This window comes from Gluconobacter sp. Dm-44, assembly GCF_018256175.1.
GTDB classification, from domain to species: domain Bacteria; phylum Pseudomonadota; class Alphaproteobacteria; order Acetobacterales; family Acetobacteraceae; genus Gluconobacter; species Gluconobacter cadivus.
Genome location: NZ_JAERLZ010000023.1, coordinates 1 through 20,880, shown reverse-complemented (window position 1 = coordinate 20,880; position 20,880 = coordinate 1). Strand labels below are relative to the sequence as shown.

At 53.7% G+C, this 20,880-nt stretch carries 26 protein-coding genes and 2 pseudogenes; 16 read left to right on the top strand and 12 right to left on the bottom strand.

Annotated elements, in window-relative coordinates:
* Positions 1-246, top strand: a pseudogene (locus tag JK213_RS14990) (NAD(FAD)-dependent dehydrogenase); the annotation flags it as partial.
* A gap of 430 nt (positions 247-676) precedes the next feature.
* Positions 677-1,132, top strand: a pseudogene (locus JK213_RS14985) (IS5 family transposase); the annotation flags it as partial.
* A 76-nt stretch (positions 1,133-1,208) separates the two neighbouring features.
* Here the strand turns inward: JK213_RS14985 and vapC are convergent.
* Entirely contained in the window at positions 1,209-1,613 is a 405-nt protein-coding gene (vapC, locus tag JK213_RS14980) for a tRNA(fMet)-specific endonuclease VapC (protein ID WP_211571835.1), read from the bottom strand.
* The gene (gene vapB, locus JK213_RS14975) at positions 1,613-1,837 is read right to left on the bottom strand and encodes a type II toxin-antitoxin system VapB family antitoxin (protein WP_211571836.1); all 225 of its coding nucleotides are present in this window, start codon (positions 1,835-1,837) and stop codon (positions 1,613-1,615) included. The genes vapC and vapB overlap by 1 nt, the downstream gene beginning before the upstream one ends.
* Before the next feature lie 792 nt (positions 1,838-2,629).
* Here vapB and scpB point away from each other — a divergent pair.
* The 7 genes from scpB (at position 2,630) to JK213_RS14940 (ending at position 8,439) form a co-directional block, all read left to right on the top strand.
* The gene (gene scpB, locus JK213_RS14970) at positions 2,630-3,154 is read left to right on the top strand and encodes an SMC-Scp complex subunit ScpB (protein WP_249200713.1); all 525 of its coding nucleotides are present in this window, start codon (positions 2,630-2,632) and stop codon (positions 3,152-3,154) included.
* Between the two features lie 151 nt (positions 3,155-3,305).
* On the top strand, positions 3,306-4,304 hold the full coding sequence (locus tag JK213_RS14965) for a tyrosine-type recombinase/integrase (RefSeq protein WP_211571833.1): 999 nt from the start codon (positions 3,306-3,308) through the stop codon (positions 4,302-4,304).
* Between the two features lie 3 nt (positions 4,305-4,307).
* Positions 4,308-5,093, top strand: coding sequence for a hypothetical protein (locus JK213_RS14960; protein ID WP_211571832.1), 786 nt, complete (start codon positions 4,308-4,310; stop codon positions 5,091-5,093).
* The gene (locus JK213_RS14955; protein ID WP_211571831.1) at positions 5,086-5,865 is read left to right on the top strand and encodes a ScpA family protein; all 780 of its coding nucleotides are present in this window, start codon (positions 5,086-5,088) and stop codon (positions 5,863-5,865) included. The genes JK213_RS14960 and JK213_RS14955 overlap by 8 nt, the downstream gene beginning before the upstream one ends.
* Before the next feature lie 381 nt (positions 5,866-6,246).
* Complete coding sequence (locus JK213_RS14950; protein WP_211570919.1) at positions 6,247-7,173, top strand: replication protein RepA; 927 nt, start codon at positions 6,247-6,249, stop codon at positions 7,171-7,173.
* A 610-nt stretch (positions 7,174-7,783) separates the two neighbouring features.
* Complete coding sequence (locus tag JK213_RS14945; protein ID WP_211571830.1) at positions 7,784-8,050, top strand: hypothetical protein; 267 nt, start codon at positions 7,784-7,786, stop codon at positions 8,048-8,050.
* Positions 8,050-8,439 (top strand): PIN domain-containing protein, encoded by a 390-nt coding sequence (locus JK213_RS14940; protein WP_211571829.1) that lies wholly within the window; start codon positions 8,050-8,052, stop codon positions 8,437-8,439. Before JK213_RS14945 ends, JK213_RS14940 begins: the two co-directional genes overlap by 1 nt.
* Positions 8,440-8,482: 43 nt before the next feature.
* Here JK213_RS14940 and JK213_RS14935 read toward each other — a convergent pair whose 3' ends face one another.
* The gene (locus tag JK213_RS14935) at positions 8,483-8,941 is read right to left on the bottom strand and encodes a phenylacetaldoxime dehydratase family protein (RefSeq protein ID WP_211571828.1); all 459 of its coding nucleotides are present in this window, start codon (positions 8,939-8,941) and stop codon (positions 8,483-8,485) included.
* A gap of 58 nt (positions 8,942-8,999) precedes the next feature.
* On the opposite strand from JK213_RS14935, the gene JK213_RS14930 reads away from it, so the two are divergent.
* Positions 9,000-9,551, top strand: a complete 552-nt coding sequence (locus tag JK213_RS14930) for a TetR/AcrR family transcriptional regulator (RefSeq protein WP_211571827.1) — start codon at positions 9,000-9,002, stop codon at positions 9,549-9,551.
* Between the two features lie 261 nt (positions 9,552-9,812).
* Here JK213_RS14930 and JK213_RS14925 read toward each other — a convergent pair whose 3' ends face one another.
* The 4 genes from JK213_RS14925 to JK213_RS14915 are packed head-to-tail and all read right to left on the bottom strand — an operon-like array spanning position 9,813 to position 11,949.
* Positions 9,813-10,754, bottom strand: a complete 942-nt coding sequence (locus JK213_RS14925) for a hypothetical protein (protein ID WP_211571826.1) — start codon at positions 10,752-10,754, stop codon at positions 9,813-9,815.
* Positions 10,747-10,875 (bottom strand): hypothetical protein, encoded by a 129-nt coding sequence (locus tag JK213_RS16110; protein WP_283091844.1) that lies wholly within the window; start codon positions 10,873-10,875, stop codon positions 10,747-10,749. The genes JK213_RS14925 and JK213_RS16110 overlap by 8 nt, the downstream gene beginning before the upstream one ends.
* A 43-nt stretch (positions 10,876-10,918) precedes the next feature.
* Positions 10,919-11,326, bottom strand: coding sequence for a VOC family protein (locus JK213_RS14920; protein ID WP_211571825.1), 408 nt, complete (start codon positions 11,324-11,326; stop codon positions 10,919-10,921).
* Positions 11,323-11,949: a glutathione S-transferase family protein gene (locus JK213_RS14915; RefSeq protein ID WP_211571824.1), complete on the bottom strand. Its 627-nt coding sequence runs from the start codon at positions 11,947-11,949 to the stop codon at positions 11,323-11,325. Before JK213_RS14915 ends, JK213_RS14920 begins: the two co-directional genes overlap by 4 nt.
* A 132-nt stretch (positions 11,950-12,081) precedes the next feature.
* Here JK213_RS14915 and JK213_RS14910 point away from each other — a divergent pair, with 132 nt between their 5' ends.
* Positions 12,082-13,014 (top strand): LysR family transcriptional regulator, encoded by a 933-nt coding sequence (locus JK213_RS14910; protein WP_283091845.1) that lies wholly within the window; start codon positions 12,082-12,084, stop codon positions 13,012-13,014.
* 146 nt (positions 13,015-13,160) lie between these two features.
* On the opposite strand, the gene JK213_RS14905 is transcribed toward JK213_RS14910, so the two are convergent.
* Entirely contained in the window at positions 13,161-14,162 is a 1,002-nt protein-coding gene (locus JK213_RS14905) for a hypothetical protein (protein ID WP_211571822.1), read from the bottom strand.
* 106 nt (positions 14,163-14,268) lie between these two features.
* On the opposite strand from JK213_RS14905, the gene JK213_RS16135 reads away from it, so the two are divergent.
* On the top strand, positions 14,269-14,631 hold the full coding sequence (locus tag JK213_RS16135) for a helix-turn-helix domain-containing protein (protein ID WP_249197422.1): 363 nt from the start codon (positions 14,269-14,271) through the stop codon (positions 14,629-14,631).
* Positions 14,632-14,893: 262 nt separating this feature from the next.
* Here JK213_RS16135 and JK213_RS14895 read toward each other — a convergent pair whose 3' ends face one another.
* A complete protein-coding gene (locus JK213_RS14895) occupies positions 14,894-15,775 on the bottom strand; it encodes a LysR family transcriptional regulator (RefSeq protein WP_086636308.1) in 882 nt (293 codons plus the stop codon).
* Between the two features lie 104 nt (positions 15,776-15,879).
* Here JK213_RS14895 and JK213_RS14890 point away from each other — a divergent pair, with 104 nt between their 5' ends.
* From JK213_RS14890 to JK213_RS14875, 4 genes are all read left to right on the top strand, one after another.
* The gene (locus JK213_RS14890) at positions 15,880-16,605 is read left to right on the top strand and encodes a haloacid dehalogenase type II (protein ID WP_211571820.1); all 726 of its coding nucleotides are present in this window, start codon (positions 15,880-15,882) and stop codon (positions 16,603-16,605) included.
* 68 nt (positions 16,606-16,673) lie between these two features.
* A complete protein-coding gene (locus tag JK213_RS14885; protein WP_211571819.1) occupies positions 16,674-17,063 on the top strand; it encodes a CidA/LrgA family protein in 390 nt (129 codons plus the stop codon).
* A complete protein-coding gene (locus JK213_RS14880) occupies positions 17,056-17,772 on the top strand; it encodes an LrgB family protein (protein ID WP_211571818.1) in 717 nt (238 codons plus the stop codon). Before JK213_RS14885 ends, JK213_RS14880 begins: the two co-directional genes overlap by 8 nt.
* Positions 17,773-18,016: 244 nt before the next feature.
* Positions 18,017-18,460 carry a TetR/AcrR family transcriptional regulator gene (locus JK213_RS14875; RefSeq protein ID WP_211571817.1) on the top strand — a complete coding sequence of 148 codons (444 nt, stop codon included), beginning with the start codon at positions 18,017-18,019 and terminating at the stop codon, positions 18,458-18,460.
* 473 nt (positions 18,461-18,933) lie between these two features.
* On the opposite strand, the gene JK213_RS14870 is transcribed toward JK213_RS14875, so the two are convergent.
* From JK213_RS14870 to JK213_RS14860, 3 genes are all read right to left on the bottom strand, one after another.
* The gene (locus tag JK213_RS14870; protein WP_211571816.1) at positions 18,934-19,812 is read right to left on the bottom strand and encodes an alpha/beta fold hydrolase; all 879 of its coding nucleotides are present in this window, start codon (positions 19,810-19,812) and stop codon (positions 18,934-18,936) included.
* Between the two features lie 14 nt (positions 19,813-19,826).
* Positions 19,827-20,465: a TetR/AcrR family transcriptional regulator gene (locus tag JK213_RS14865; protein ID WP_211571815.1), complete on the bottom strand. Its 639-nt coding sequence runs from the start codon at positions 20,463-20,465 to the stop codon at positions 19,827-19,829.
* A 95-nt stretch (positions 20,466-20,560) separates the two neighbouring features.
* The coding region (locus tag JK213_RS14860; RefSeq protein ID WP_211571814.1) for a transposase at positions 20,561-20,880 on the bottom strand (320 nt) is incomplete at its 5' end.

Below are 20,880 nucleotides of genomic sequence, written 5' to 3'. Positions count from 1 at the left end.
TGGAAAGGAAAACCCTTGATGATCGTCACCTATGGCGGTCATGGCGGCGGGAAGTGCGCGGCGCAACTGCATCAGGTAGCGGAGGGACTTAAAATGAGACCCGTCTCTCCGATGCCCGCGATTACCTTTTCAGACGCTATCATCCGAGAAAATGCTCCTCTTGATGACGCGACCTTTGCAGCGGTTCTTTCCCCGGTCCAGGACGGTTGGGCAGCGCTCGCTGAAAGCCTGTCCTCTTTGACGTAACCTGCAAGCGCCCTGATCATCAAACGACACCCGTCTGATGATAGGGGCCGACGGAAAAATCGTCCGGCAATCTACCTGGCGGCGTATTGGCGTCAGCCGGGAGATGGCAGGCCGCGGAAAAACGCGGCCTGCCTTCGTTCGAAGCGAGCATCGAAATCACCGGCAAGAATGGCGCCCAGGCTTTGGGGCAGGGCTGAAAATCGATCGCCAAAACCCTGTTCGCGGCTTGTGAAGCAGCCCTTTACGCCGATATTGCCAACGCAAATACATGTGAGGAGGTCGAATTTATAAAGAGGCACCGACCTCATTATCATTACCGAAGTAATCTGCGCTGGAAGTGACCGTTATGTCAGCTTCGCAGTATTTCCGATGAGGAGCGGACACTCCGCTTGCCCCCGATTGTGTTGAAAAAGTCCCTCTGAAGATTCCACAGACGGTCATGATTGATGCGACCTATCTCAAGGTCCATCGCACGGCGTCAAGCCTGCGGTTAAAAAAGGCGACCCAGACCATCTGATCGGGCGGACCAAAGGCGGGATGAATACGAAGCTGCATGCCGTCACCGACCGGAACGGACGTCCGCTCGACTTCTTCATGACAGCAGATCAGTGATTACACCGGGGCAGCAGCCCTTCTGGACGGTCTTCCATTAGCCGAATGGATTCTGGCAGATCGGGGCTATGACGCTGACTGGTTTAGGGACGCCCTGGAGGAGAAAGGGATCAAACCCTGTATTCTTGGCCGAAAATCTCGTGGAAAACCGGTCGAATACGACAAACGGAAATACAGAAGACGCAACTGTATCGAAATTATGTTCGGCAGGCTCAAAGACTGGAGACGGGTCGCAACATGCCATGACAGATGCCCGACCGTCTTTTTCTGGCTATGTGTCCTGAGCCTAGGCAATACTCAGCGCATAAATCCCGTCGTCAGCATTTGCGCAACAAAGCCTCCTTCTCTCGTTAATCCGGCGTCCAATCTTCAGAACGCAATCCATTTACCCGGGTAAATTCTCGTAGGTTTCCGGTTACAACGACCAGCCCTTTGCTCCGAGCATGCCCAGCAATCATTAAGTCGTACGGTCCGATAACACACCCACGGGCTTCCAGATCAGCCCTGATTTCTGCTGTATGTGCTGCCGCATCATCGTCAAATGGCAAAACAGACAAACGCGCGGCAAAATGCTCTACCTCACGTCGGATTCTTACCGGATTTTGAGATTTTTCTGCCCCATAGAGGAGTTCGTACAACACAACATCTGAAATACAGAGGGCCTCGGCGTTATCGTTGAAACGCTCGCGTAAGCCCTTTGGACGGTCACGCAAGACGCGAATACAAAAATTTGTATCCAGCAGATAACGTAGCATCAAAAGCTTTCGCGTTCCTGCATTGCAGGTTGATTGCGTGCGGGTAACTCAGTGCCGGAGGACGAAAAAAAATCATCCCATGCGGCATGCGCGGGCGCAATAATGCGTCGTACGCCATCGGGAATGATCACGACCTCCTTCAGACTAAGGTCAAAGGCAACAGCTTTGGGAAGCCGTACAGCCTGAGAACGATTGGAAAGAAAGAGAGTTGTGCGGGCAAGCATGGCATCCTCCATGTGGGATATCCTGAACGTATATCCATAAATTGATCTGATACCAACAACATTCGTTCAGCTTTAAATTGGACTATCTTCCGTCCCTACTTCTGAAACCAACGTCCATAACGAACATCGAAATATACGACAGCTTTTTATCTTTTTCCGCCAAGATCAGACCTCCCCCCTTCCTCTGCAGAAGATTAACCATAGTGTGTTTCATACTCCTTAAGATTCATTCCAATCCGATAGGGCCCTTCGAACAGATCCCCGAGCGCCATGCGCCGCCGAAAGGTGAGCCGACGTTGCGCCAGATGATAGCTGCGGTCGTGCAGCAGATGACAGCGCTGGCACAACGCCCGAAGATTGCGTAATCGGTTGCTAGTGGGGTCGTGATTCAGATGAGCCGCGGCTAGGGACACTTTCGTCTGTCGCATTTCCAAATGCTCGATCAGGTCGGGAGGTCCCACCCGTCTGCCCCGGCCATTGAACCAGTGTCCTGTGTCAGGATGCTTCCACCGGCCCCCTGGCAGTACCTGAAGACGATGCCCATGCGGGCGGCCGCAGCGTTGGCACACGCCCCCTGCCCGCTCGAACCTCACTTGCCAGCTCAGTTCAGGCCAGTTGAGAGGATACAGCGCTTTCAGTTCCGGTCGGATCGGCATTCCGGTTTTTTAGCACATCCTCGCGACCTGACAGAGAGCTCTGGTGAGCCTTGTTCTCCGAAATTCTGGAGCAAATCCATCAACGATATGTCCCGGCTCTGGCCGCCGTCCCCGAAACGACCATATGCTTCTGGTCATGACGTCTCCCTCCCCCGATCCCGTCCGTCTGACCGAAGCCCTTCTCTTCCAGAGCAGCGGTCCTGTGTCCCGGACGACACTGGTACGTGCCTTGGGAGAGGACGTGGAGATCGCCCAAATCCTGAGTGAGGTGACCAGACGCACCAAGGGGATGGGATTTGAGCTGGTCGCGGTCGGAAACGGCTGGATGTTCCGAACCGCACCCGATCTCGCAGAACCCCTGAAAGCGGTGCTGGAAAAGCCGTCGGAACGCCTGCCTCGCGCGGTGCTCGAAGTACTGCTGCTGATTGCCGCACGTCAGCCCGTCACGCGGCCCGAGATCGAAAGCTTCCGGGATGCCGCCCTCCCTCAGAAGATCCTCACCCTGCTGCAGGAGAAGGGGCTCATTCGCAGCGTTGGCCGGAAACCCATTCCGGGTCAGCCCCAGCTCTGGGGCACGACCGAAACCTTCCTGGTGACCTACGGCCTGCGGTCCCTGGCCGAACTGGATCCGCTGCTCGAAGGCCTGAGAGGCCCGCTTTAGGCCTTTTTGGGCTTGTTCTACGGGGCTTTTGAGACTGTTTTTTATCATTATAACACGTGGTAATGTTCTCTTACCGCGTGTTAAAATATAGTTGCCTTAATTGTTGTCCTACGGCAGACTCATTGGATATTTCAGAGGGAAGATCACCGGCATGACAGTCCCGACAGATCCCGCAGAGCATCTCTCCGAAGCGCCCTCCCCTGCTCTGCAGAGTGCCTTGGACGCAGCAAAAGACAGTGCCCGGACCGCGGCCTATGCACCCGAAACCCTGCGAGCGTATGCCCATGACTGGCAGGCCTTCTGTCACTGGTGCGACGAACATGGAACGTCTCCTCTCCCGGCCGCTCCTCCCGTCGTTGCGGCCTGGCTCCACAGTCTGGCACCGCGTTTCAGCCGCTCGGCCCTCAACCGTCGCCTGGCTGCCATCGGCTATCAGCATCGCATGCGGGGACTGGAGTGGAGTTCGGGTCACGCCGCCATTCGTACCACCCTGCGCGCGGCAGGGCGTCTCTATGGCACGCCGCAGAAACAGGCCGCTGCCCTCACGTCCCAGGAACTCCGCAAACTCGTCGCACCCGAACAGAGCAAAACCGTTGAAACGCTGGCGGATCTGCGCGACCGGGCTCTTCTGCTGATCGGCTTTGCGGGTGCGCTGCGTCGTTCAGAGCTAGTTGCCTTCACAACAGAGACCGTCAGGATCGTCGGCACAGGATTGAAGCTCCACATCGCCCGCAGCAAGACCGACCCCGAGCATCGCGGTGAAGAGGTTTTCCTTCCCCGGGGTAAGCATCGCGAAACCTGCCCGGTTCTGGCTCTGGAGCGCTGGCTGAAGAAAGCCGAGATTACGGATGGTCCTCTCTTCCGATCCATCAATCGCTGGGAGCAGGTCGGACGTGATGCCCTGCATCCGGATGCTGTTCGTCAGATCCTGCTGCGCCGTGCCAGGGCGGCCGGGCTGAAGGTTCCTTCCGGAGAACGCCTCAGCCCGCATGGGCTGCGCGCCGGCTTTGTCACCGAAGCTTTCCGGGCCAATGCCCGTGACGAGCAGATCATGGCACACACCCGCCACCGCGACCTGCGCAGCATGCGCCGCTATGTCCGTCGAGCCCGCCTTGATCTGGACTCTCCCGCCCATCTTCTGGATCTGTAAGTCGTGCCCCAAACGACTGCTGAGATCATCGCAGATGTTGATGCCACGGTCGCACGCCTGGAAGCTTATCGGCTGGAGCTCGAAGCGCGGCCGATTGCTCACCGCTACAGTGAGCAGACCCTGACGGAGCATGAGGAACCAGATGCCGGGTTTCGTCTTCCCACCCGTCCGCCGTTTCCTCGCCATGCCCCCAAACCACCCGCGAGCGGCACGGCGTTTTCAATCTCGGGGTCAGGGCTCGCAGAACCGCAGACCCTTCCCTCTCCGCCCCTTTTCAATCCCCAGCCAGACTGGCTGGCGCATGTCTTGACTGTCACAGGACCGGAAGCCGGGTTGGCCCGGTTCCGGGCGGCGGCAGCGGGGACTGGCCGTCTCTCCTGGGGGCCAGATGTCACCAACCCCGAAGATCTGAGAGGGATCTTTCTCGTCGGGGACGTCCGGACGACCGCTTTGATCGATCAGATTGTTCAAAGCCAAAAGGGATTTCTTGCCCGGGAAGCAGGAACCGGCGCCGTCCCGTTTGACCTCAACGCCCTCTGCCCGCTGCCTCTGGATCTTCTCTCTCTCGGCCCCACCGCCCCCGCGACACAAGCGTGGTTGTGGAAACACTGGGGAACCTCACGACCACTACAGCAGGTTGAAGAAATATCTGGGCATCCGAAGAGAAGTTCCACTCGCTGGAGTGTTTCTTTCTGGTCGGCAGACTGGACGCCCTGGGCGGCTCTTCAGGCCATTGCAGTCCAATGGCCCGACCTCAGCTTTTCCATCCGCCCACTTTACGATGTCTGATGAAATCCTTCTGGAGGTTGGCGTCTGGCAGGGTCCGCTGGACGCGTTGTTACAGGCCGTACGCCGTCGCGCGCTTGATCTTCGGACCCTGCCGCTGCTTGACCTCATCGACCAGTTTCTGATCTGTGTGGAAGAGCAGCTCGACACCCGTCCGCTTGAGCAGACTGCCAACGATCTTGTTCTGGCAGCAACCCTTCTTCAAATGCGCTCAGCTCTTCTACTTCGAGAGGATACTGAAGAGCACCTTGCCGCCCACTCAGCAGCCGAGCAGATCCAACGGGTCCTGCTTCGAAAAGACATGCTTTTGCGAGCCGTGGAGCGCTTTGAAACTCGGCCTGTGCTCGGCGACAGTGTTTTTGGTCGCGGGAGACAATCCCCCTCGTCCTCTACTGCTGAGACAGTGTCTTCAATCCTCACCCGGGATCTGCTGGACGCGCTTTTATCAATGTCCCGTAGACGGGCAAAGCTGCGGCCTCCAGAGAAGATCTTCCAACCCTCTTTTGTATCCCCTTTCTCGGTTAAGGATGCCGTAACATGGTGGCAAGCTAAGGTGAAGAAAAGCGGGAGAAATGTTTGGAACCTTGTCGACTGCGTGAAGGAAATTTCTGCAGAAGAAAGTCCTCCGAACCTGATGCAACGCAAGATTACGTGGGCCATACATTTTTCGACGATTTTGGAGCTTGATAAACGAGGAGAAGTATACCTCCAACAACACCAGCCTTCGAGCGAGATTATAATTTCTAAATTAGAACTTAGGGTATCTATATACTAATAAGTTTTTGTTAATTAATAGGTTTACTTGATATCTCTCTCTTAGAGGAATCGAATTCCTCTTTGGCCTCTCGTCCGAAAATTCACTACTTCGAGTCGCTTAGAATGTCGCCAAAGTTCCCGCTTTGACAACCAGTATGGGGACTCTAGCGACACATTCGTTCCCGAGAACTTTAGCGACCATTGAGGACTCTAGCGACAATTTGAGAACTCTAGCGGCTGAATCTGGGAACTCTGGCGACCCAAGACTCCAGAAAAAAGCCTTATCCCGAGAACTTTAGCGGCACATACTAATATCTAATTCCTAATATCTTTTTCTAGTAGCAAAGGTGTCGCTAAAGTTCCCGGAGACAAACTGCCTCAACGGTGTAAAAGTCACGTCATGGGAACTATCCATGACCTTATCGAGAACGAAGGCCGCCAAGGCGCTCTGTCCTTCGATTATGACCGTCGCGTCATCAAAATCGCTTCGGAATATATGGCGATGGAAGAAAGCTCGATCGGCTTTCTCTACAGCGGTTTTACTCATGTAGGTTTGCCGCATAAAAGACTCTCTGATGACGCTGCATGGCAAGTTACGACTGACAGAGTGACAATGGTTGTAGAACCTGGTCGGAAGGCATCACCGTCAGGCCAACCAGTTTACGTTGGAGTTCCATACGGATCCAAGGCTCGTCTAATCATGCTGTATCTACAGACTGAAGCCTTGAAAACTAACAACCGAGAGGTCGAGTTAGGTCGTAGTCTAAGAGATTGGCTAAAGCGAATGGGCATTCCACAGGGCGGAAAATCCATCGCGGACGTTAGAGAACAAGCCGAACGAATCTCAAGATGCCGAATTAATTTCGAATTTCATGGTGGGAACTCTAGCGGCCTCATCAATCAGAACATTGTCGATACAGCAATGTTTTTCGAAGATAATCAGCAAAACAAAACACAATTTTTAGAACGCGTAAAATTATCAGAAGTATTTTTTGAACAACTTATTCGGCATCCTGTTCCAATTGAAGAAGCTGCGATCAGATCTTTAAATGGGCACTCGCAAGCCCTCGATATTTACTGCTGGTTGGCTTATCGGCTACATGTTCTCCAACGCCCTACTCCTATATCTTGGCTTGCCATTAAAGCTCAATTCGGAACTGGAGTTGTTCGCATGGGCCATTTTAAAACAAAGTTCATCGATAATTTGAAATTGGCTCAAGCTGTTTATCCGGATGCTAAAGCTGACGTAACATCAACAGGCCTGACCTTATACCCTTCAAAACCGCCAGTATCTCCGAAAACACAAAAGCCTACGCAAATTCGGTAGCCAAAAAGTGTCGCTAGAGTTCCCGCATGCCCCATAAGCATGTCGACGCTACCAGGCGTCCACTATTCACAGGCAATTCTTAGAAAAATTGTGACAACCGCTCACGAGTGCTGGAAGAGACAATTCGAGGGACCGAAGAACTGTTGATTAGTACGGCTGCCTCGCAAGATTAGACTATTGGCGATTTCTAGGGCGTTCGATCTGTGTTTTGAGCAGATCGGGAATTTCACGCTCTGGCTTGCTAAGCGGCAGCGCTGATGTCTTCCAAGAATAGAAAGCACCGCATGCTGTAGACGACGTTGGCAAGGTCGACCACTTTTAGTGGCTCGGACTATACCGACAGTTCAGAAGCATAGCCCGTCTATGATTTCTAATCAGCATCGGATCAAACGGAGGAGAGCAAATTTTGCTGCCGTCTAAATAGGATGTCCGGAAGGTGAACTTTGTCCGGAAGCCTGTAAGGGTAATTTTCAGACATATTGTTCTACCTCTGTCCGAAAATGATCGTTTTCGGACACCCGAATGCTATGGCACAAACAATAAAAATGACCTAAAATTAGAAAATGACCCAGAACAAGGTTGCAGCCTTTTTGAGCAGGAGATCAGTTACATGATTCGTGTCAACGTTATGCCGAATGGTCGACTTGTTCTGCCGGTTGGCTTGCGTAAGTCGCTCGGCGTCGAAAAAGGCGGCCAGCTTATGGCGGAGATCGTAGATGGGCAGGTTCGCTTAATGACGCCTGATGCCTCGCTTGATCGGGCGAGAGCACTGTTCCGAAAATATGTCCCGGCCGGCACCTCGATTGCCGACGAAGTCATTGCTGAGCGACGCGCTGAAAATGCGCTTGATAACCATGACGATGAGGCGAAGCGCTGATGCCGATTTGCGTCATCGACACATCCGCTGTCTTTGCGGACCTGAACGAAGAAACAGGAGCTGAAGAAGCTCGTTACTGGCTGCGCGATGCAGCCATCTCCGCGATCAACCTGCAGGAGATTGTTTCTAAAGCTGTTGATAAAGGCGTCCCGGCCGAAGGAATATCCGAACTGATCGCGGCTCTACGCCTCGACGTGCGGCCTCTTGATCACAACCTGGCTCTAACGGCCGGATTGATGCGTGACGCGACCAGGCGCGTTGGTCTCAGTCACGGAGACCGCGCCTGTCTGGCGCTAGCCAAAAAAATGGGTCTCCCCGCGGTCACGGCCGATCGGGCATGGGCTGAAATTGCGGACGCAATCGGAGTTAAGGTCGTTCTCATTCGATAGACTTGCGTCGTGCAAATCCTAGTGGGTTCTCTCTATTCCGTTGCTACTTGCCTCCTTGTATGCGGAAGCGTGCCGACATGAGAGGGCCTACCGGCTTTCGTCCGGGAGCGAAATGTTGCAGGCCGACCGGCTGATCCATCGCGACATATACGGCCTCAACACCTCCACGGGCATGGTAGGTTTCATGCCAGAATCCTGCACCTGCCGACATCTCACGCATACGACGCCACCAGTCCGCATGTGGCTCACTGCGTGTAAAGCGCTCCAGCGCATCCATATCCTGCCAGTACTGGCGAAAGCCGATATGCGTCAGACCAAACATCAGCCCCTCATCGGCGAGCAGGCCATCGGGGCGATTACGTTTAATCTGTGCCAATCCTTGCCCGATCCGTCGCATGGCAAGCAGGCCGCGCCAGCCCCGCACCTGGAAGCCGAGCATGATCATCACAAGATCAGGGTATGCAGAAAGGTCAACAGATTGGCGGTTGATTGCGGCTTGCATGACGCAGCTCCATAGAGTTTACAACGTAAGCATAGCTGGGCAAGTGTACACCGTAAACATGATTGACTCCATTTCCACCGATTTGCGCGCGCGCCTTGTTGCCGCAGCTCTGGCAACTCTTGAACGAGGTGAAGCCATCGGCCTGCGAGCAGTAGCCCGCGATGCCGGCGTTTCAGCGATGGCGCCCTACAGACATTTCCGGGACAAGGACGCCCTTTTGGCTGCCGTGGCTCTGCAAGGGTTTGAGACTCTCCGCAGAGAGTTGCTGGCAGCAGACCAGCAGCCAAGTGCGACGGAAGCCCTGCTCGCACAGGGCGAGGCCTATATTGCTTTTGCGCGACGTCACCCCAAGCTTTTCCGTCTGATGTTCGCTGGCCATGATGGACGGCCACCGCCTGCGGAAGACAACGCGTACGGCGTTATGGTCCGACGGGTTCAGCAAATCGCTCCCGACAATCTGGAGGCAGCAACACTCGCTTGCTGGTCCGCTGTTCACGGCATCGCCACCTTGGCGCTTGATGGTGGTTTGCCGACCGTCGGATCACCTCACGAACGTGTAGCCCTTGTGCTGGTAGTCAGAGGGCTGTCGAAGGACAGGGCCATCAAGTGAGGAGCGTTAAAACTGACTGCTTACGCCTCATATCAGACATCCAAGCGGTTATGACGGTTGCCCGAAAGCCGACATTTTTCGACGAGCCTCAATAGGCCGAATTTGAGACATACCCTTCATTGCCAAGAGCCGCAGCGGGCGACAGCATCTGGCAGGGAGCGACCTCGGACGCTCGTCGGCGTCATGGCTCGTGCGGAGAAAGGCAAGGTTCTCAAGGCGACTACAGAAATTATGCCGGTGATTAAGGCGGTCTCCTCCGGATCACCCGCCGATGAAGCACGCAGTTGAGGTGGTGGGCGTAAGCATGAGCCACGCCCACGTGGCGCCTGTCGATCCGAGCAGAGCCAGCGCCAGGACGAACCGGAGCACCCAGCGGTGCCATGTGATCCGCTTTTCGAGATCATCGAACGTGCCTACGAAGTCGTCACGAACGGCTGAATAGTCACTCTCGAGCCTTGCCTTCTGCCCCCTGATCTCCTTCCTGATTTTGGAATAGGAGAAGCTGGAGACAAAGAGTCGGTAGCCCTTCTCGATCTCGTCGCAAATCCATTCGAGGTTCGCGACGAGATGACGGAATCGTTCCGCTCTCTTCGTACCACGTGTGATTTCGACCACGGCCGCAGAGAGCAGATCGGTCTTCTCGTCGCCGTGGAGTGGATCTTCGAATACACGCTTTAGCCGGGCCGCGTTCGCCTGCAGACTATCGGGCAGGTCGGCGGCTAGGAATAAAACCGGGATCACGATCTTCTCGTCGCTGATGAACACGAGTTCGCGGGCGGTCAGATCGACATAACTGGCCGCCTCGCGCAGGGTGTCGACAACCCCGAGTAGCGCCCGGTAGCGCCCTAGGATGTCGGGCATGGGCTCGTCATTACGAGCGTAGCCGGGATCGATGACATAGGAGTCCTGCGGCTCAGCAAAAGCTGCCCCCGGCATGCGGAAGAGCGCGTCGAAGTCGGCGGCGAGCACTCCTAAGCTGCTGCACGGCTGCCCGACGTTCACGCGCAAGTCGTCACCCACATCAAACGAGCCGGACTCGACTAGGCTGATCTGCGTGAGATCGTACGTCGCCTCGTCGGTCTCCACCTTGCGGATCGTCGCGGTCACGTCGTCATCTGCAACATGGACGGTACCCCCGCCAAAACCGTCGAAGGCGATGTTGCGGTAGAGGAGAACCAGATCGGCAAAGCCGACGTCAGGCATTGCAGAGCCCCTGCTCACGCAACTGCTGCACCAACTCGTTGGGAAGCTGCTTAAGGGTGATCGTGTTCCGCTCGGCGTCATAGACTATCCGCTCTTGCCTCTGCCACCCTCTGGTTTTCACCCAGGAACGCCGGTTGGCAATCCTTCTCGGCTCCCACCCTACATCACCCAAGAATTTCATTGAACTCCAGAACATTTCCGTCCGGATCACGTATGAAGCAGACGATACGTCTGTCGTGGCCCATCTGGACAGGCCCCTCTGTGATCGTGATGCGCTCCTGCTCCAGCCAATGCACAAGATCTCTCATGCTTTCAACAATGAACGCCGCGTGTGTATAGCCCGGTCGTTTGACGGGAACGTCCATAAGAACGTTCCCTTGCGGGTCTGGAACACCGTTGAAAATCAGATGAATGCGAAGGCCCGACGAGTGCTTCAGGCCACAAGCTCTCACAGCCGGGGCGAACTCTTCCGGATCGCGGATGAAGCCGAATTTCGCATAAAATCTTTCGGAGACATCAAGATCCGTTACGCGAATACCAACGTGATCGAAGGCCAGACGATCGAAATTCATTGTCCATTTCCCTTTTCCAGACCTGCCGCAGTCTTCTGAAACGGAACAAATCCTCGCAAATCTTCCACACGCCGTAGCCATACGGCAATCGCGCCGTATCCCGACAGATCGACATTTCCTTCAGGCGCTCTCGCAACATAACTGTAGAGCGCGGCATCCGCGATCGTAGGTTTCTGCGTGCCAGCAATCCAGCTTCTGTCTTGCAGAGTTTGCTCGATCACCTTGAGCGTGTCGTGGGCGCGCTGAATTACCTCAGCCGTATCGAAATGGGCTTTGAAGACGGTCACCAGGCGTGCGGCGCAGCATCCATAGGCAATTTTCCCAGCGGCTACCGATAGCCAGCGTTGAATTTCGGCCTCCGTCACTCGGTCCTCGGGCAACCAGTGAGACGGACCGATCTTCCGGGCCGCGTAAACAAGGATGGCGTTGGAATCTGAGATGATGATCCCCTCATCATCCAGCACGGGTATTTCCCCAAAAGCGTTCAGCTTCAAAAATTCAGGCGTTTTTTGCTCACCTGAACCCAGATCGACAAATTTCAGCTCATGAGGCAGGCCAGCAAGAGAAAGAAAGAGGTGCGCCCGATGTGCATGACCCGAAAGGGGATGATAATACAGTTTCATGGAAAGCTCCCGAAAGGACAGACAGAACAGGTCCATTGTCTTCTCATAAAGTCTGCCTTACGATAATCGTTCAAATATGCACTTCATTATTGCGATTTGTGTATGTAATCTGCTTTATCGCAGGAGGGGCACCTGATCGACCTTCAGACGTTACGGGTTTTTATGGCGGTCGGCGATGAGGCGAGCTTTGTAGGGGCCGCCCGTAAGCTGGGCCTTTCCGCAACCACAGTAACCCGCACAGTGAAGACTCTCGAATCCGATCTCGGGGTCTCCCTGTTTAACCGCACAACACGGTCCGTTCACCTGACGACGGAAGGCGCGGAATTTCTGGTTCGGTGCCGAACTGCAATTTTTGATCTCGATGATGCAGTCGCAGTTGCAAAAGGCGCCGGGATAGAGCCGCAGGGGGTATTATCGATTACGGCACCGGTTATTTTTGGCCGGTTACACGTACTGCCCGTTGTCACGGACCTTTTAAAAATCTGGCCAAAATTAACCATACGACTCTTTTTGACAGACCGGGTCGTTCATCTTGTGGAAGAAGGCATTGATCTCGCCATACGGATCGCCCCACCGCAGAATAGCGCCTTAAAGATGAAGAAAATTGGTGAAGTTCAAAAAGTATTCGTCGCCAGCAATTCATATATCGAGCGTTGTGGGGAGCCAAAAACCTTTAAGGATCTCGTGACGCACAGCCTTATCGACGTCGATGAATATGCGACCGGACATTCGGAATGGCGTTTGGGCGGAAAAAATAATCTTTCAATAAGAATTTCCCCCCGACTTTCTGTAAACAGCGTCGACGCCGCGCTGTCAGCCGCCATAGACGGTCTTGGTATCGCAAGCGCACTCTCGTACCAGACTGACGACCTGGTAAGAAAAGGTTATCTTCGCAGAGTTCTTTCAGATACTGCTACCTCCATACTTCCCGTAGCCATCCTCTTCCCGGCTAGAGAGCGTCAGTCCGTTAACGTTCGGATGTTTACCTCGGCAATGAAAGAACGCTTCATGTATGAGCCACTTCTGAAGAAAACAAATCACAATTCACTTATGAGTAATTCATGATGAATCCGAAAATGGCGAGACAGAAAGATGGCATCGATACAACAGATGCTCGACCATCTTCTTTTCCGCCGTCTGCCTCGCCACCATTCAGACCCGATTGACCAATATCGTCTGTTGTATGTGCCATCTCCCACAGATGGCGCCAATCAGGCTGTCGGTGAAAGAATGGCCTTCGCTCCGGGTTCGGCCTCATACGCCATAGCTTCAGCTATTTGATCGAAGCTGAATTTCATTCCCTGCCGTGTCCTGAACATCGGGTCGGCGATGATCTCTTCGAGAGACGTTAGCGCGGCGCGAAGCTTGTGGATGTCCCTGACAGTCGCGCTGTTGAAATTACTGAATCCCTTCATCGTAAGCTTTTTTGCGACGAAGAGCACAGATGGAACCGAGATCAGACCTACGCCACCAAGGAAGCCGTAACACCAAATAGTGCTGCTTATCGGCAGATGTGGAGCGATCCGATTGATCAGTTCTCCTCCAACTCCATCGAAGACAGCGGTTGTGTTCAGTTGCTTTGAAAGCGTAGCCAACTTATTTTCGAAGTCGTGCGATTCCGTAACAAGAACATGCTCCATACCCAATCCGCGAAGTTCTTCGCCAGCCTGTTCAGAGCGTACCAGAGCGATCAACGGTATATGCTTTTTTCGAGCTATCGCCGTTATGGCGAGGCCACTCGCTGACGCGCCTGCCGTCACGATCAGGCCTGTGTGTCCTTCGCTCAACATCTCTTCCACAAACGCGTATGCGGTCATCGCATTGACAAGAGAACCAGAATAATCCTCGACTGCAACGCATTCGGGCAGAATAAGAGCGCTGGTATAAGGTAAGATGGCTTTCCCAGACCATAATCCGACAGTATGCGGGCTCGGCGTCAACGAACGATAGAGTGCCACATTCCTACCAGCGAACGCCGTCGGGACATCTTCGCCAATCGCGCATACTTTGCCTGACGCAGAAGCGCCCCAGATTTCATAAAGACTGGTGTTCAACCCCTTGGTGATCGTCGGCCTTGCAAGGAGCGCCTTGTCCCCATGGTTAATGGCGGAAGCAACAATGTCCACCATAATATGTCCGCTCGGAACAAAGGCAGGAGTGGGGACCTCGCGCACCTCAAGCTGACGATTTTCCGTGACGCAAATGGCCTTCATCTTCGGGGTCTCCTGTGCTCGATCCAGTCTGAATAGACTGCGGGCACGATCAAAATAGAAACACTAACCTTTCACAAGTGCGGATCTTTTTGTTAGTGTAAGTGCCATGCAACTCACGACCCCATGTCCTGTGGCGTTTACGTCGAAGATCCTCAGCGGGCGATGGAAAGCTCGTATCGTGTGGTCACTTATTCGGAACCAACCGCTAAGGTTCTCTGCGATACGCAGAGCCTGTCCGCCGATAAGCGACCGGATGCTGACAAAAGAACTGCGCCAACTGGAGGAATGGGGACTGCTGTCCCGTAAGGAATATCCTGTTGTCCCACCGAAGACCGAGTATCGTCTAACCGATCTAGGCGATACGCTACGGCCGGTCATGCAATCGATGGCGGACTGGGGGCTTTCTCATCGGCCGGAGATCGTCGACGGGCTTGGCCGCAGTGATCAGGAAGCAAGCCCGCACGGTTAGCAACAATGTGCGAGCGGTGGAGTTGATTGACAAAACTGGGGCCTGATCCAACCCCGGCCCATTGCCAAGTCCAGAGTAATGAACCAATGCCACCTGACAACCTGACAACCTGACAACCTGACAACCTGACAACCTGACAACCTGACAGCTAGCTCGCTTCAATCCACATGACCTAATCGTATACAAAATCTCAGGCATCGGACGAGGCTCGTGTATTCCTGCTGCACATTCACGTCCTGCCTGAGAAATCATTCATCAATCTTCAACTACTGCAAACCAGATTAAATGGTGTCATCGATATTTGGCGTAAAAGTTCACAGAACAGCGTGGCTTGAGGGCTGAGCTTTCTGTTGATGGGCGTAAATAGTGCCAATTCGACCTTGGGCAGGTCAGGCAAGACATGACGACCAACAACCTGCATATCATCAATGAATTTATCCACCATTGGCGTAATCGCAATTCCTGCGTCCACAGCTGCTTGGAGACCAGCAAGGCTGGGGCTTGTGCACACAACATCCCATGAGCGTTCTGCCTGAGCCAAAGCCTCTGTCGCGGCTCGACGATAAACACATCCATCCGGGAACAATGCCAAGGGGATTGGATCAGTCACCCCTTCGAGGGTACTGATATCGCCTGCCCAGACAAGTTGCTCTGTCGCTAAAACCTCACCTTGCGCTGCCCCCACCATCTGCTTGCCGAGTACGAGATCAAGCCGTTGATCTTGCATCATGGCAACCATCGGGTCGGTCAAGCCCACGTGAACCTCCAATCGAACATTCGAGTGCATACGTCGGAATCGTTTAAGGGCCTGCGGAAGCCAATAAGTAGTAAGGTCATCACACGCTGCGATGCGGAGTTTACCAGAAAGCTCCGGCGCGTTGAGCTTGTGGTAAGCCTCGTCTGAAATTCTCAGCATACTTCTGGAGTAGTCGAGAAGTATTGTTCCTTCGTAAGTTAGCACAACAACCCGTGTACTGCGTTCGAACAACGGTTTTCCGACACGTGTCTCCAAACGCTTGATTTGCTGGCTGATCGTTGACTGGGTTTGATTCAGGGCATCAGCAGCAGCCGTGAAGCTGACATGGTCCGCCACCGTGACGAAGGTGCGAATGAGTTGAAGGTCGAAGGCGGCCGCGGATTGCATAGATTAATCGTATTTGTGAATGAATAAGAGCGCAATCATTAATTTGAATAGTTGTCGTTACGTGCCGATATTCAGCGCTAAACAATCTTTCTGAAAGAACGACAATGCCACATGATTTCAGCCCCGTAGGGTTCCTGGGTTTCGATACTTTTGGAACGGTCGTTGACTGGCGCAACGGTGTAGCAAGAGAGGCCGAACCGTTTTTGAAACGCCACAGAATGGCCGTCGATCCGTTGGATTTTGCTGATCAATGGCGCGCATTGTATGAGCCTTCCATGGAGAAGGTACGTTCAGGCGAACGGAACTGGGTGAAGCTCGATATCCTTCACCGTGAAAATCTGGAGAAAGTCCTGGAAAACAATGGCGTCGACCTCGATAGTATCGTCGATGCCGAATTGCGCGATCTCAATACGGCTTGGCACCGCCTCGATCCATGGCCGGACGCAATTGAAGGGTTAACCCGACTTAAGCGAAAGTTCCCAATCGGTCCACTTTCAAATGGGAATATTTCCGCGATGCTCGCACTTGCCCGCTTCGGCGGTCTGCCGTGGGATGTCATCGTAGGTGCCGAGATATCCAAAAGCTACAAGCCTCAGAGTGAAACTTATCTTAAAACAGCGGAAGCAGTTGGTTTCCCCCCTCAGCAGGTTGCTCTGGTCGCTGCGCACAATAGCGATCTGGCGGCGGCACGGGCAGTAGGATTTCGCACCGTCTTCGTGCGACGCCCGTATGAACACGGGCCCCTTCAGCAGACCGATGTCAGGGCAGAAGACAATTGGGACCTCTGTGTTGAGACGTTGACACAAGCAGCTGACGCGCTCGGTTGCTGACACCCAAATTCCACAGAACCGGTCAGTGATTGATGGACGCTGGCCAGAATAGCAGGAAACATCAAGTCGTGATTCAGGCCATAGGAATTTTACTTACCTGCCAGTTAGCCGGCGAAGTGCTCTCCCAAGCACTAAATCTTCCACTCCCAGGGCCTGTTATCGGGCTGATCATCCTAATCCTTGGTTTGTTTTTTTTGGGTAGTCGCTACGGCTTGATGGAGGAGACAATCGACGTAGAACCAATCGGTCGAGTTAGCCAAGGGCTTCTGAATACTCTTGGGATATTCTTTGTGCCGGCTGCCGTTGGGACAATGCAGGTATCGGATGTGTTGGCTCGTTATGGGCTTAAGCTATTTGTTGCAGTTGCCGGATCGACCTGCTTCACCCTTATCACTACCGCTTTTTTATTTGGGTACATCGTTAAATTATTGCCACCGGATAAATCCAACTATGAATAACCTCACACCCCTTTGGGTATATATTTTAGGAACGCCTTTATTATGGATGACTGTTACTGTTCTGGTCTACGTTTGCTCGTTGCGCATTGTAGGTGTGCTGCGCAGCAATCCATGCGTAAATCCAATTTTGATTTCAACAGTTACATTAATTATTCTGCTCAAAATGACTCATACGTCATACGCCACTTATTTCCAAGGCGCACAGTTCGTCCACTTCATGCTGGGCCCTTCTACGCTGGCCATTGCCGTGCCGATATATCGCAATCGTAAGTTGCTAACCCGCCTGTTCTTCCCGATTTTAGTCGCCTTAACCGGCGGCGCTATAACTGGTTCAGTAAGCGGTTTGCTAATCGGTGTTCTGTTTGGCCTACCTCGCGGTCTACTTATCGCTATCGCTCCGAAATCAGTAACAGGGGGTGTCGCAATGGCTATAACCGCACGAATGGGTGGAGTACCTTCGATCACAATGTTGCTCGTCGTCACAGCGGGTATTTTTGGAGCGATTGTCGTTACTCCGCTTATGAATATCCTTAAGATCAACGATTATGCTGGTCGTGGCTTTGCTGTTGGCGTCGCTGCTCACGGCGTAGGCACTGCACGAGCATATACAGTTCATCCAACGGCAGGACTGTTCGCTGCCGTTGGAATGGGGTTGAATGCTATTGCAAGCGCGATAGCCATTCCAATAGTGCTGAAACTTCTCTTGTAAGATAGTGGTGTTGAAATTCGCTAATTCAGGAGAATTTGAGGCTTCTGCGGGGGCGAGATCCCAAAATATTCTTAATTGAACAAAAACAATTCCTTAATGACATAACAGTTTGAGCTGCATTGCGATGGGTTTATCCACGCCGATTTCCTTGGCCTAAGAAAAACATACGGTTGACTGCGGCTTGCATAACGCAGCTCCATAAAGTTTACATGTAAGCATAGTGGGGTAGGTATACATTGTAAAAATGATTGACACCATTTCCACCGATTTGCGCGCGCGCCTTGTTGCCGTAGCTCTGACGCCCTACAGACATTTCCGAGACAAGGACGCCCTTTTGGCTGCCGTGGCTCTGCAAGGCTTTGAGACTCTTCGCAGAGAGTTGCTCGCGACAGATCAAAAGCCAAATGCTCCGGAAGCCCTGATCGCACAGGGCGAGGCCTATGTTGCTTTTGCTCGACGTCACCCCAAGCTTTTCCGTCTGATGTTCGCTGGCCACGATGGGGGACCGCCGCCTGTGGAAGACAACGCATACGGCGTCATGGTCCGACGAGTTCGGCAAATCGCTCCCGATAATCTGGAAGCAGCAACACTCGCTTTTTGGTCTGCTGTTACGGCATCGCCACATTGGCGCTTGATGGTGGTTTGCCGACTGCCGGATCACCTTACGAACGTGCGGCCCTTGTGTTGATAATCAGAAGGCTTTCTAAAGATGATGCCATCAAGCGAGAAGAAAGTGGGAAGCGTTAAAACTGACCGCTTCCGCCTCGATTGTGTTGAAAAAGTCAGGTTGAGGTGTCCGCTCAGGGTTTTGTATGCAATTGGGAATGAAAAATCCCCATACTTACAATGCTCTATACGTTATGGTATCGAACCTAAATGTTGAGTGGAATCTCCAGAGGGACTTTTTCAACACAATCGCCTCCATGTCCGACGCTCAAGCTCTCTGGGGCCTGTCTCAGAAGCGGTCTTGCGTTTATGCCCGGGCCACTCAGCGTCGCTGCGACCATCATAAAGTGGCCCGGGGTTGGCGAGCACCGCTCGCATTACCTCTTCCTGCTGAGGAGGGGGCGCACACCCTGCTGTGATCTATTACGTTTCCTCACGCTACCTGTAAGGTTGTGAGACGCCAGCCGTTGAGGGGCATCACGAACTTCGCGCTCATTAGCCCGCAAAGAATTCTCCGAACAATTGAGCAACAGCCACTGGCTGTTCTTCGGGGATGAAGTGACCGCTGGACGACACTGTGTTGCCGCGTAGATCGTCTACGAACGGTCTAAGCGGGGCGACCATATCAGGGATCGATCCTTGGTCAGCACTGACGGCGAGCACGGGCATGCTGAGTTTTCTATCACGGACCAGCGCACGATTCTGCTCAGCGGATATACTTGCCGCGCGATAGAAAGCGAGGCCTGCACGTAATGCACCGGGAAGACTGAAAATGCGGACATATTCGTCAATATCCGCATCGCTGAAACTTAGCGGGTTGGCAGCCTTACGACGCAAGAACCAGTCGAGGTAAACGCGCTCACGTCCTGTGATCAGAGCCTCAGGAAGGTCAGGTATAGCATGGAACGCGAAATGCCATGTCCGCCACGCCCGGTCGGGTGCGTTTGGCAACATATCGGGCAGTGTAACACCGGGTATGCCGGCATCAAGGAGCGCGAGACGGCTGACTTCGTTTGGGTACATCAACGCGTAGGGCAGTCCGACCCAAGCACCGATGTCATGTGCCGCAAGGTTGTAATGGGTCAGACCGACACGTGCGACGAGGCCGTGGACGCGGCGCGCAACCGTTCCAGTGTCATAGCCATCAAGCGGTTTATCGGAATCCCCTTGGCCAGGAAGGTCAATAGCGACGACACGGAACCGGTCTGCCAAGAGAGGCATGACCCTACGCCAAGTAAACCAGCTTTGTGGATAGCCCGAAAGGAGAACGAGTGGTTCAGCGTCTTGCGATCCGCACGTTACATAGTGCAGCCGCAATCCATCAACCGTCTCGAAAGCATGCTTGAACGGGGCAGTGTTGAGGTGTTCGATCATAATTCGTCCTATTCTCAGTCTAATATCTTGAGAGACATGCCTATCAACGCGTCATGGTCCCCCGGATCGTGAAGCTTGCCCACGGCACGAAAACCTTGGAGTAGGCTAAGAAGAAGATCGGCACTGGCCTCGATCGGCAGTTCGGCACGGATTGATCCGTCCTGCAGACCCTCCCGCAGCATGGTGATCAGCGCCGCTCGGTTAATAGCCAGTGTATCGCTGAGTCTCTCATGAAGGGCACCGTCCAGCGTCGTGGCTTCGATCAGGCTTGCTAGAACGAGACAACCTTGCCGCCCTTCGAAGCCGGAAGCTGCTTCCAAATAGAAGCGGAGGCTCTCGGCAATGCGTTCACGTCCGGTGCTCGCCTTCAAAAGCCGAGCTGCAAGATCTTGCCGTCTTTGCTTCACATAATGCGTGAACGCCGCTTCGAACACGCCCCGCTTGTCAGTGAATGCTTTGTAAAGGCTGCCTGCGGTGAGCCCGGTAGCGGTTTTAAGACGATCGATCGAGGCGCCAGCATATCCATACTCGCGAAATACCGGCACGGTACGTGCGATAACCGTTTCCATATCGAAGGCACGCGGCCGGCCCATAGCCGGGCTGGGGGAAGATGAGACTATATTGTTCATGAAACCAACATAGGGAACGATCATTTCCTAAGTCAACAATCAATTGGGTAACTGTGCGCTTACCGGGATAATCGGTCTGATGTTAGCAGCGATACTGCGCAGGCTAGAGCGGTTCCGCTTTAATCTGGTTCATATCCAGCGGCTGTAAAGAAGCTGGCGCATTGACTGGGAGTGAAAGCGGGAAGCATAGTGCCGACGGTATCCCACAGAGCACTGACAGTTCGTTCGGCTTTAGCGCGCAGCAAGGCTTTGAGTTTTGAGAAAGCCATTTCGATGGGATTAAAGTCCGGGCTGTATGGCGGAAGGAACATCAGTTCCGCCCCTGCCTGCTCAATGGCCTTCTGTGCCGCTGGAAGCTTATGCGCTGGAAGATTGTCCATCACGACGATATCACCCGGCTTCAGTGTCGGGATGAGAACGCGTTCGACATAGACCTGAA

Coding starts and splice junctions, on each gene's coding strand:
- vapC (WP_211571835.1), bottom strand. CDS start 1,613: ATGCTACGTTATCTGCTGGATACAAATTTTTGTATTCGCGTCTTGCGT.
- vapB (WP_211571836.1), bottom strand. CDS start 1,837: ATGCTTGCCCGCACAACTCTCTTTCTTTCCAATCGTTCTCAGGCTGTA.
- scpB (WP_249200713.1), top strand. CDS start 2,630: ATGACGTCTCCCTCCCCCGATCCCGTCCGTCTGACCGAAGCCCTTCTC.
- JK213_RS14965 (WP_211571833.1), top strand. CDS start 3,306: ATGACAGTCCCGACAGATCCCGCAGAGCATCTCTCCGAAGCGCCCTCC.
- JK213_RS14955 (WP_211571831.1), top strand. CDS start 5,086: ATGTCTGATGAAATCCTTCTGGAGGTTGGCGTCTGGCAGGGTCCGCTG.
- JK213_RS14950 (WP_211570919.1), top strand. CDS start 6,247: ATGGGAACTATCCATGACCTTATCGAGAACGAAGGCCGCCAAGGCGCT.
- JK213_RS14945 (WP_211571830.1), top strand. CDS start 7,784: ATGATTCGTGTCAACGTTATGCCGAATGGTCGACTTGTTCTGCCGGTT.
- JK213_RS14940 (WP_211571829.1), top strand. CDS start 8,050: ATGCCGATTTGCGTCATCGACACATCCGCTGTCTTTGCGGACCTGAAC.
- JK213_RS14935 (WP_211571828.1), bottom strand. CDS start 8,941: ATGCAAGCCGCAATCAACCGCCAATCTGTTGACCTTTCTGCATACCCT.
- JK213_RS14930 (WP_211571827.1), top strand. CDS start 9,000: ATGATTGACTCCATTTCCACCGATTTGCGCGCGCGCCTTGTTGCCGCA.
- JK213_RS14925 (WP_211571826.1), bottom strand. CDS start 10,754: ATGCCTGACGTCGGCTTTGCCGATCTGGTTCTCCTCTACCGCAACATC.
- JK213_RS14920 (WP_211571825.1), bottom strand. CDS start 11,326: ATGAATTTCGATCGTCTGGCCTTCGATCACGTTGGTATTCGCGTAACG.
- JK213_RS14915 (WP_211571824.1), bottom strand. CDS start 11,949: ATGAAACTGTATTATCATCCCCTTTCGGGTCATGCACATCGGGCGCAC.
- JK213_RS14905 (WP_211571822.1), bottom strand. CDS start 14,162: ATGAAGGCCATTTGCGTCACGGAAAATCGTCAGCTTGAGGTGCGCGAG.
- JK213_RS16135 (WP_249197422.1), top strand. CDS start 14,269: ATGCAACTCACGACCCCATGTCCTGTGGCGTTTACGTCGAAGATCCTC.
- JK213_RS14895 (WP_086636308.1), bottom strand. CDS start 15,775: ATGCAATCCGCGGCCGCCTTCGACCTTCAACTCATTCGCACCTTCGTC.
- JK213_RS14890 (WP_211571820.1), top strand. CDS start 15,880: ATGCCACATGATTTCAGCCCCGTAGGGTTCCTGGGTTTCGATACTTTT.
- JK213_RS14880 (WP_211571818.1), top strand. CDS start 17,056: ATGAATAACCTCACACCCCTTTGGGTATATATTTTAGGAACGCCTTTA.
- JK213_RS14875 (WP_211571817.1), top strand. CDS start 18,017: ATGATTGACACCATTTCCACCGATTTGCGCGCGCGCCTTGTTGCCGTA.
- JK213_RS14870 (WP_211571816.1), bottom strand. CDS start 19,812: ATGATCGAACACCTCAACACTGCCCCGTTCAAGCATGCTTTCGAGACG.
- JK213_RS14865 (WP_211571815.1), bottom strand. CDS start 20,465: ATGATCGTTCCCTATGTTGGTTTCATGAACAATATAGTCTCATCTTCC.